Source organism: Pseudoalteromonas sp. GW168-MNA-CIBAN-0100, assembly GCF_040309225.1.
Lineage (GTDB): Bacteria > Pseudomonadota > Gammaproteobacteria > Enterobacterales > Alteromonadaceae > Pseudoalteromonas > Pseudoalteromonas arctica.
Genome location: NZ_JBEOOL010000187.1, coordinates 1 through 390, shown reverse-complemented (window position 1 = coordinate 390; position 390 = coordinate 1). Strand labels below are relative to the sequence as shown.

The window sequence follows — 390 nt, the reverse complement described above, 5'->3', positions numbered from 1 at the left end:
AGCTTTGTCTGCTCGCTGCGCTTTTATATCAAATTGCACCATTTGCCCGGTAGTTACTGTGGCTAAAACATTCAAGCTAAAAAAAGCCGATGCAAGCACACTCAAACTACACAATAAATGCGTTTGGTTACTGCGCAACTTATATAAACAGTTGGCAAACAAAAATCCTCTATAGGTTTTATTCTTTTTATTAATATATTTTTTACTTTGCATGTTCATAATTGCAACTTAATCCAACATTAGCATGATTTTAGGCGCTGCTATTTATGACTTAGTTTGACGTTTAAGGCTAACTACGTGCTCACCTAAGCGTTCGTGATCAATCGAAAAATTTGTTTTTAAACTTTCAAGTAGCCCAGCAACATCACCCGCCTTAAATACCCCTGCAAC

1 protein-coding gene and 1 pseudogene are annotated in these 390 nt (G+C 36.7%); both read right to left on the bottom strand.

Annotated elements, in window-relative coordinates; translation table 11 throughout:
* Nucleotides 1-219 (bottom strand): hypothetical protein (locus tag AAEY62_RS20655; protein ID WP_350636126.1); only part of this gene is annotated, 219 nt, incomplete at its 3' end.
* Between the two features lie 45 nt (nt 220-264).
* Nucleotides 265-390 (bottom strand): annotated as a pseudogene (locus AAEY62_RS20650) (FecR family protein); the annotation flags it as partial.